At 43.6% G+C, this 4,324-nt stretch carries 7 protein-coding genes and 1 pseudogene; 5 read left to right on the top strand and 3 right to left on the bottom strand.

Going from position 1 to position 4,324, the window contains the following annotated elements:
- Window positions 1-140: pseudogene (locus KIH43_RS02895) on the top strand (tungsten ABC transporter substrate-binding protein); the annotation flags it as partial.
- A gap of 89 nt (window positions 141-229) precedes the next feature.
- Here KIH43_RS02895 and KIH43_RS02900 read toward each other — a convergent pair.
- Complete coding sequence (locus tag KIH43_RS02900; protein WP_297717536.1) at window positions 230-811, bottom strand: hypothetical protein; 582 nt, start codon at window positions 809-811, stop codon at window positions 230-232.
- 148 nt (window positions 812-959) lie between these two features.
- Here KIH43_RS02900 and KIH43_RS02905 point away from each other — a divergent pair, with 148 nt between their 5' ends.
- The 4 genes from KIH43_RS02905 to selD are packed head-to-tail and all read left to right on the top strand — an operon-like array spanning window position 960 to window position 3,530.
- The gene (locus KIH43_RS02905; RefSeq protein WP_297717538.1) at window positions 960-1,415 is read left to right on the top strand and encodes a GNAT family N-acetyltransferase; all 456 of its coding nucleotides are present in this window, start codon (window positions 960-962) and stop codon (window positions 1,413-1,415) included.
- Window positions 1,412-1,846, top strand: a complete 435-nt coding sequence (locus KIH43_RS02910) for a YbgC/FadM family acyl-CoA thioesterase (protein ID WP_296967778.1) — start codon at window positions 1,412-1,414, stop codon at window positions 1,844-1,846. The genes KIH43_RS02905 and KIH43_RS02910 overlap by 4 nt, the downstream gene beginning before the upstream one ends.
- A gap of 17 nt (window positions 1,847-1,863) precedes the next feature.
- Window positions 1,864-2,442 carry a hypothetical protein gene (locus tag KIH43_RS02915; RefSeq protein ID WP_297717546.1) on the top strand — a complete coding sequence of 193 codons (579 nt, stop codon included), beginning with the start codon at window positions 1,864-1,866 and terminating at the stop codon, window positions 2,440-2,442.
- Window positions 2,443-2,459: 17 nt separating this feature from the next.
- The gene (gene selD, locus KIH43_RS02920; protein WP_297717541.1) at window positions 2,460-3,530 is read left to right on the top strand and encodes a selenide, water dikinase SelD; all 1,071 of its coding nucleotides are present in this window, start codon (window positions 2,460-2,462) and stop codon (window positions 3,528-3,530) included.
- A 120-nt stretch (window positions 3,531-3,650) separates the two neighbouring features.
- On the opposite strand, the gene KIH43_RS02925 is transcribed toward selD, so the two are convergent.
- Together KIH43_RS02925 and KIH43_RS02930 are read right to left on the bottom strand one after the other, a co-directional pair.
- The gene (locus tag KIH43_RS02925; protein ID WP_296967774.1) at window positions 3,651-3,920 is read right to left on the bottom strand and encodes a cupin; all 270 of its coding nucleotides are present in this window, start codon (window positions 3,918-3,920) and stop codon (window positions 3,651-3,653) included.
- A gap of 140 nt (window positions 3,921-4,060) precedes the next feature.
- Entirely contained in the window at window positions 4,061-4,249 is a 189-nt protein-coding gene (locus tag KIH43_RS02930) for a hypothetical protein (RefSeq protein ID WP_028819023.1), read from the bottom strand.
- Window positions 4,250-4,324 lie beyond the last annotated feature (75 nt).

Consider the following 4,324-nt stretch of genomic DNA (forward strand, 5'->3'; position numbering starts at 1 on the left):
ATCCCGCTAAGTACCCAGCCGTCAAAAAAGCTGAAGGACAAGCGTTTATCGACTGGATCACCTCCAAGAATGGTCAAGACGTTATTGCTAGCTATCAAAGTGGTGGTGAGCAATTATTCTTTCCTAATGCCAAGCAGTAGATTTGTGATTGGAGAATATAAAAAGCCCGCATGTGCGGGCTTTTTATTTTTTTGCCTGCTTAATCGGCAAAATGTCTTGCTTTAAAGCTTTACTTCTTAGGAGTTACAAAGCCAATTGCTGTGTCATCCACAAATTCAATCATGACGTCATCGCCAGCCTTGAATTTCTCAAGACCAAGCACTGCAGCATCGACTTTTACCTTTTGCTTTTCGCCATTGGGCATGGTGAAGGTCACAATACGGGTTTTTTGATCAATGGTGGAGATCTTTACTGTTGCATAAACAGTATCTGTAGTTTCTTCAAATGGCTTTGCAGAACCTTTACCAGCGATTGTTACTGAGCGAACACCTGATACGCCAGGCTTAGCATCCTTGGCAGCGGCAGTGAGTCCCACCGCAACAGCTTGCGCATGCTCTACTAAAAATACGTCGCCTTTTTTCACTTTCTCCAGATCATTCACTGATTTGGCAACGTTCATTTGCGCTAAATTACCCTTATCGTCTTTCAGCACTACGATGCGCTTTTTAACATCTACAGAATCTACTGTTGCACCCAGTACTACAACTTCTGCTGCCAATGGCAACATTTTGGCTGGCAATTGTGCAAAAGCGGAAGATGCAATAGCAATTCCTGATGCAGCAAACAAACTTACAAGTAAAGATTTCTTCAAAATAACTCCTAAATAATGGATTTAGATAAAACAATGGGCGCGAGAATCGCCACTTGACCATTGTAACCATGACCCATTTTCCCAAGATTGCTAATTTGTTACATTATTGAAGGCTTCTTTGGTCAAACTTACCCCCTTACATAACCCTTTGAAAAATTTAGATATTTTGCTTGTCGATTGGGTGAAGGCCTCTAAGGAGGCATTTTTCATTCGTAAAACTGTCTTTATCGACGAGCAACGAGTTCCGGAGGAGCTTGAATTAGATGCTGATGATCTTCAAGCAATACATGTTCTAGCAAAGATAGATGGACTGTCCGTCGGTACTGCAAGATTAGTAGCAATCAGCAAGGATCAAGCCCAAATCGGACGCATGGCCGTATTAGATCAGTACCGCGGTCAAGGCATTGGACGACAAATTCTGGAAAAGTTAATTCAATTTGCACAAGAGAAAGGATTTACTAGTCTCTTTTTGCACTCACAGGTATACGCCATACCTTTTTATGAAAAGATGGGGTTTAAGGCTGATGGCGATATTTATGATGAGGCAGGAATTCCTCATCGTAATATGATGTTGGTATTACCGAAATCACCCAACCATCCATGACTACCCCCTCTTCTGAAAACCCCTCATCTGAATTTATTTATATCCATCGAGTTTGTTACTCTGATACTGATGCAGCAGGCTTTGTATATCACGGTCGCTATCTAGAAATTTTTGAGCGAGGTCGTGCTGAGTGGTTGGCCCAATACAATCTCAGCCCCACCAAACTGATTAATGAATTTAATATTGTCATGCCAGTGCGTGAACTGACTATGAACTTTTACAAGCCTGGGCGCCTAGATGACATTCTTCACATCACACAAGCCATTGAGCATCGAGGACGCACGCAAGTCTCTGTCAAACAAACTGCTCAGCGCAAACTACCCGATAGTGATGAACTTCAAGTGATTGCTAGCGCAACATTACATATCGTATGTGTTGACACCATCACCCTAAAGCCCAAAGCGTGGCCTGAGTGGTTTTTTCCAGCGTAGTAAATGAGGGCTAAATGATGTCTGAAGGAAAATTACTCATCTTCGTAAAAGAGCTGAGCTTGTTACTTGAGAAAAAGCCCAGCGAAGCGATGATTTTTACTAAAGGTAAGCAACTTCTGGAAAATCTCATAGCCGTTGATGATTGGTTGCCTGAGGCATTTGCACAGCCACACCCCCAGTATTATCAACAGTACCTCCTCTATGCCGATCCTTTGGATCGCTTTTCTATCGTCAGCTTTGTCTGGGGGCCGGGTCAAAAAACACCGATTCATAATCACACCGTATGGGGTATGGTGGGTCAGTTACGTGGCGAAGAAAAAGGTACGCCCTACTATCCTCAACCCGCAGGCGGTTTTAAGACTGGAGAATCCACCATTTCCTCTCCTGGTCATGTCGATACTGTTTCCCCTAATACTCATGATATTCACGTTGTAGAGAATCATTTAACAGATCAAACCTCGATTAGCATTCATGTTTATGGTGGCAATATCGGCAAGATTCAACGCTCGGTTTTTGACCCAGTGACAGGTGCAGAAAAAATGTTTATCTCGGGATACGCAAATACCGTTGTACCTAATCTTTGGAAGCCACTTTAAGACTCACGCATTGAATCATGAATAGCCAAACAACCTCTCTCGAATCTGCCGAACCACGATTAACTTCTTTATCTCATGGTGGCGGCTGTGGCTGCAAGATTGCACCTGGCGTGCTTTCTGAAATACTGAAAAATGTCCCTCAATTGCCATTCCCCAAGGAGCTCTTGATTGGCATTGAAACATCCGATGATGCTGCCGTTTATCAAATCAATGATTCACAGGCAATAGTCGCCACTACTGATTTCTTTATGCCTATAGTTGATGATCCCTTTGATTTTGGGAAGATCGCTGCAACCAATGCGATTAGCGATATCTATGCGATGGGTGGCACGCCTCTATTTGCATTAGCTCTGGTAGGTATGCCGATCAAGGTTTTATCCAACAAAACGATTGCACGAATACTGGAAGGTGGAGCAGAAGCTTGCCGCAGTGCTGGCATTCCCATTGCCGGGGGTCATACGATTGATTCTGTCGAACCCATTTATGGCTTAGTAGCCATTGGCATTGTTGACCCCAAGCGTGTAAAGAGCAATGCGAGCGCCAAACCGGGAGATGTATTAATTTTAGGCAAACCTCTAGGGGTTGGCATTCTGTCGGCAGCGCTAAAAAAGGATGTGCTTGGTCCAGACAGCTATCAAGAAATGATTTCCAACACCACCAAACTCAATGGTGCTGGTCCAGATTTAGCAAAGCTCTCAGGAGTGCATGCTTTAACTGATGTCACTGGATTTGGTTTAGCCGGCCATACTCTGGAACTCGCACGCGGTTCAAGCTGTACCGCTCATATTGATTGGGATCAGGTGCCTCTACTCTCCAACGTACAGGATCTTGCTGAACAAGGCATCATTACTGGAGCATCTGATCGCAATTGGCTCAGCTATGGTGATGCTATAAGTCTTCCAAAGGGCTTTAGCGCGGCACAACGCGCACTATTAACTGATCCTCAAACCAGTGGTGGCCTTTTAGTCTCATGCACCCCAGAAAGCGCCAAAGAAGTATTAAAGACCTTTAACCAACATCACTTCATGGATGCATGTGTCATCGGAAAAATGAGTGAGCCACTAGAGAAGCCTCTAGTGGTCTCTTAGCGGACAATTTTTTACAAGGGTTTGCTATATGAGGTGCAATTTGCTTGAAATATCGAGCAGGTCATGGGCAACTCTACATGACCCAAACTAATCAATCCGATATTCATCAAGTTGCTACATTTAGCTTTTTCTCGACGCTAAATACTTCACACCCTGCGGGCCATAACGTTCCGCATGCAGCTCATTGAATCCCAACTGAAAAACATCGCCCTGAGCATATCGTTTTGTATTGCCAGCAATTGCAATCTCAATATACCCCTCAATGACGAGAGCTTGCACAGCAAATGGGTGAGTATGATCATCTAATCTGCCATTGGGCGCTTGCTGAACTTCAACAGGATCCGGAAATCCCGCTTCTTGAAGTTTTTGTATAAATTGAATCTGATCCATGCGACCACTATAACGCGGATATATAACTATGAAAGTCAGGAGAATAATTGAATTAAAAGATGTGAACGCCTGGGCTCATGGCGCACCAAAAGAAAAAGCCTAGCGAATCAGCTAGGCCTTTAGATCAATAGGGGTAAGAATTACTTTTTCGCTTCCATTGCCTCTTTTGCTGCAGTAATCTCTTTGCGACGCTCTTTGCAAGCACCAGCAATTTCTTGCAAGGCTTTACGCGCACGAGCTGCTGATGCCTTAATACCCTTTTCAATAAATTTTTCGTTTTCAGCTTTGTATGTTTCGAAAGCGGCTAACAATGTATCGTGTTGTGACATTTCGTCTCCCATTAATCAAATAAACATTCATAACAACAGCCGAATCAGTATATCCCTATAAAAACCACCAGAAAT

The organism is Polynucleobacter sp. (genome assembly GCF_018500155.2).
GTDB lineage: Bacteria > Pseudomonadota > Gammaproteobacteria > Burkholderiales > Burkholderiaceae > Polynucleobacter.